The organism is Aeromonas sp. HMWF015 (assembly GCF_963878965.1).
Lineage (GTDB): Bacteria > Pseudomonadota > Gammaproteobacteria > Enterobacterales > Aeromonadaceae > Aeromonas > Aeromonas veronii.
Genome location: NZ_CAWNZT010000211.1, coordinates 1 through 4,664 on the forward strand (window position 1 = coordinate 1; position 4,664 = coordinate 4,664).

Annotated in this window: 3 protein-coding genes; all 3 read left to right on the plus strand. The window is 45.5% G+C overall.

The window, feature by feature from the left end; all coding sequences use genetic code 11:
• The coding region (locus AACS18_RS11485) for a PilW family protein (protein WP_108614304.1) at positions 1 to 823 on the plus strand (823 nt) is incomplete at its 5' end.
• Entirely contained in the window at positions 820 to 1,257 is a 438-nt protein-coding gene (tppD, locus tag AACS18_RS11490; RefSeq protein ID WP_108614305.1) for a type IVa pilus pseudopilin TppD, read from the plus strand. The genes AACS18_RS11485 and tppD, both read left to right, overlap by 4 nt.
• 10 nt (positions 1,258 to 1,267) lie before the next feature.
• The coding region (locus AACS18_RS11495; protein WP_108614306.1) for a pilus assembly protein at positions 1,268 to 4,664 on the plus strand (3,397 nt) is incomplete at its 3' end.

The window sequence follows — 4,664 nt, forward strand, 5'->3', positions numbered from 1 at the left end:
GGATATCAAATGGGCTGGTTTTTTTGGAGCTTATACTGGTCAGTCAACACAAGTTGGTTCTTCTCTGAGCCTCAGTGCTGACAGCATTGTTCCTGCCAGTAGCGATTGTCTGGATGAGCGCACTGTCGGTAGTTTGCCATCACCTCTTGGGCCAATTCGCGGACTTTGGGTTTCACGGGTCTCCGCAAGCAAAGGATTGAGTGGTTTTACTTGTATTGATGCCAACGATCGAGTGGCAAACTCCGATGTAATCAGTATCAAGCGACTGGTAGGGCGTCCTATACCAGCATCAGAGGGATTGGATACAAACCGCTTTTATATGGCAACCAATAGTCAGGAGGCGAGAGTCATCAAGGGAAGCGAAACCAGACCACTCTTTGGTGCCAATAATGAGAGCCAGGTCTGGGAATACCAGCACTACATTTATTACCTATCACAAGAAGATGGTATTCCTGTTTTACGCAAGCGCTATTTGACCGTCAATGGTGGTGCTGCTCTGATTGGTGGTGCTATGGCCGAAGGCGTTGAACATATGGTGCTGATGTATGGTGTTGACGATTCCTTGATCCCTGATGGACGCATAGACAGATATATGTCAACGGACCAAATGACAACACAGCGCTGGAATGAGGGGCGAGTATTGGGTGCTCGGCTTTTCTTGCTGATTAGAGCAGCTCGGGAATCAAGTCGCTACAAGAATAATAATAGCTATCAACTCGGTAATATTACGGTTAATGGTGGTGGTGATGGTTATCGCCGTCTGCTCTTGGAAAGCAGTATTGCATTACGCAATCAACAAATAACCACCCGAGGTGGAACATGAGATTGGTTAAAAAAAACCAGGGTGTAGCATTGATTGTTGCACTGGTTATTCTGGTTCCCTTGACTCTGATTGCGGTAGTTGTCATGCAATCTAGCGGTATGAGTCTGAAGATGGCGGGTTCTAGTGCCAGTTTGCAACGGGCAGAGCACGAAGTTGAAGGTACTCTGGAGTCTGCATTGAGCGATACTTCTCTTTCAACACAAATTGCTACACAGGCTATTGGGGTTTCAGCTGCAATAGGCACTACTACTCCAGCTACAACTCTGACCGTCAATACAGAAAGTGTATGCAAACGTAAATTTGAAGCCAGTAGCCAGAATGTAACGCCAGCTTGTCGTTATGCTGAAGCCACCACATCCAGTGCTTATGGCAAGGTGAATAGCCAAATGACCTTTACTGCCGGGGTAGAACAACCCCTGCTCAGTGCCAATTAGGGAGCGGGTGATGAACATAAGGAACTGTTTGTTTACAAGCTTGCTGGTATTGTGTTGCGGAATATCAGGGGGATCTTTGGCGGTAGGTACTGGTTATTCCGATGATACCGAGTTGTTTATTTATGACTTTGCCAAGGCGGGGGACTTCCGCCCTAAGGTGCTCTTTATTTTCGATAACTCGGGGAGTATGAAAAATACAACCGAAGTTGCTAAAGAGCCTTATGACTCATCGATAAGTTATCCATCATTGGCTAATGATCCAGATGTTAATAATAGTAATCGCTTCATCTATTTCTCCAGTGATGGAAAAGTTCCCACTATCAACAGTACCAAACGTTTTAGTGAGAATTTAAATGCATGTGCGACATCTAAAGACCCTCTAAATAATGTGGGCCGATTTCAGTCACGAGTTTGGGGATATGAAATATATGATAAAAATAGAAAGGGGCGTTGGCGTTCTCTAAATGATTTTGATATTTACAGTATAATAATTGCAGATTGCCAGCAAGATATTGATGAGAAAAACGCAAACAATCAATATTCAGGTCCATATTCAACATATATTGTTGATGGTTATCCCGTTGACAAGCCAAATCGCACAACGGGAAGCTGGTTTTACACATCAAATGTAGCCAATGCTCTTGCTAGTGGTAGTTCTACCCAGATCTCATTATTTACGGCAAATTATGTCCGTTGGTATTACGGTAGTACAGGTGTGTCAACACAAACTCGATTGAAAGTTGCTCAGGATGCAGTCAAAGAACTGGTTTTGGCTACGCCAGCTGTCGATTTTGGTCTGGCTGTTTTTAACTACAATGATGGCAATGAACCAGGTAGTAGAAATGGCGGAAGAATAATCCGCAATATTGTAGGTAACGATGCCATCCTCACCTCTGGTAAAACCGGTGCGCAGGATTTGATTGACAAGGTAAATAGTTTGAGCTCTGACACTTGGACTCCCTTGTGTGAAACACTATATGAATCATATAGATACTTTGGCGGTTTGGGGGTGTACTTTGGTGACGATGATGTAAATCGTACTCCCAAGCGGGATAGCAATGCTGAAGTAACATCGGGTATATATAAAACCCCCTATGATAAATGCTCCAATAATGGTTATATCATCTATATGACAGATGGTGAACCAACCAATGATAAAGCAGCAGATTCCCTTGTCGCCAACCTGATCAGCACGTTATCTACAGAGGATAAGGTTGCTTATGGCGGCTTGGTTAGTTATGGGTCTTCTGGTGAAAAAAGCTATCTTGCTGCACTTGCCGGATATATGAAAAACAATGATGTAAACACCTCGGCTATAGGCAAACAAACAGTCACAACATTCACCGTGGGTTTTGGAGATGAAGCAATTAAGGGGGCCGGTGCATTATTGGCAGAGACCGCTCGTCGTGGTGGGGGTAAATACTATCCAGCAACCGATGCAACCCAACTTAACGAAGCATTAAAATCATCATTACTAGCTATCTTGAAAATGAATACCTCGTTGGTCTCTCCCGCCATTGCCACTAATAACTTTGACCGTACTCGCAGTCTGAATAATATTTATTATGCAATGTTTGAGCCTGGTTCTGGTCCACGATGGAAGGGCAATCTTAAAAAGCTGGTTCTGAATCCAGATAAGGGTTATGTAGTCGATCAGAGTGGCTTACCTGCGATATCCAGTGATGGAACAATTCTTGAGTCAGCAAGAACCTATTGGTCATCCACCAGTGATGGTAACAAGGTTGCCGAGGGTGGGGTACAAGAGATGCTGGCAGCTAAAACCAATCGCAATCTTTATATTATTCCCCCTTCCACTAATACATTAACTCCCTTTAGCAAGTCTGCTCTTGAGGGTATGGCAGGCGGGGCAACGCAGCTACGCACTGTCATGAAACTTGATAGTGCTGATAGCATGGATGACCTGCTTAATTGGACCAAGGGTATTGATGCGTTTGATGAGAATCAGGATGGTGATAGAACAGATAATCGGGAGCATATTCTTGGTGACCCGTTGCATTCACGGCCATTAGTGATCAACTACGGTTGTACAAAGTCGACAGGACAGACTACATGTACACCTGACTTGCGCATTGTGATGGGAAGTAATGCCGGCTTCTTGCATATGTTTAAAGACAGTGGCACCACGGTTGATGAAAGCTGGGCCGTTATGCCCTATCAATTTATTGCCAATCAGAAAGCGCTGCGAGAAACCCTGGATTCATCGGCTCATCTATATGGTGTAGATTCATCGCCCACTGTGCTGGTCAATGAGCAAGTCAAAGATGGTCATATCAAGTCGTCACAAGGTGACAAAGTGTGGTTATTTACCGGGTTGCGCGGTGGTGGCAAGGCCTATTATGCGTTGAATATATCCGATCCGGACTCCCCTTCGCTTATGTGGCGGTTGGATAAAAACAGCGCCGGTTTCAGCAACCTGGGCGAGACCTGGTCGATCCCCGAGGTTGCGTTCATTCCTGGTTATTACACAGAAACCAATGGTAAAAAAACCTATAAGCCAGTCCTGATATTCTCTGGAGGTTATGATCAGGCCAAGAGCTATTTGGGCCAGGGGGCTGAAGACAGTGAAGGGTTGGGTATTTATATCGTGGATGCTGAGGCCGGCACGCTGTTGTTAAGCTTTACCCCAGATGTGGCCAGTGCAACCAACAAACAGGTCGCAGGCATGGTTTATAGCATGCCAGGCGCTGTTTCTGTGCTGGACAGCGATGGAGATGGTGTATCTGACCGGGTTTATGCGGGTGATACCGGCGGTCAGATCTGGCGCATCGACATGAAGGGGACAGAAAAATCCAAATGGACGGCCATCAAGTTTGCCAGTTTGGGAAATGCACATTTAAGTGGAACTGCCAAGAAGCTGGAAGATGATCGCCGTTTCTTTACCCAGCCCGTATTGGTGCGCACGATCAATAAAGGTTGGAAGTATGATGGGACAAATTATCTTTACAGCGAGCGTCCGTTTGATGCCGTATTGATAGGCAGTGGTGATAGAAACCGCCCCTCCTCGGAGGCGACAACCCAAAATGTGTATGTGATGCTACGTGACTACAATGTTAATCCAACCTTGTTTGGGGCAACGTCTGAACCAGCGGTGCCATCAAGTATCACACTGAACGATCTCTACGATGTGACCAGCGATCCCTTTACGGGTTTGAATGAAGAGCAGATCGTAAACACCACCAAGGCGTTGACCAGCAAGTTAGGATGGAAATTCTGGCTCAATGAAAGCGGTGAAAAATCAATGGGGGCTGGTTTGGTGTTGCAAGGCAAGCTCTATTTCACCTCCTTCTTGCCTCAGGTACAGGACTTCCAACAATGTACGATTCAATCGATCGGTGCAATGCGCCAATATATGATTGATATGCACTATGGCACTTCGTTCAAATATG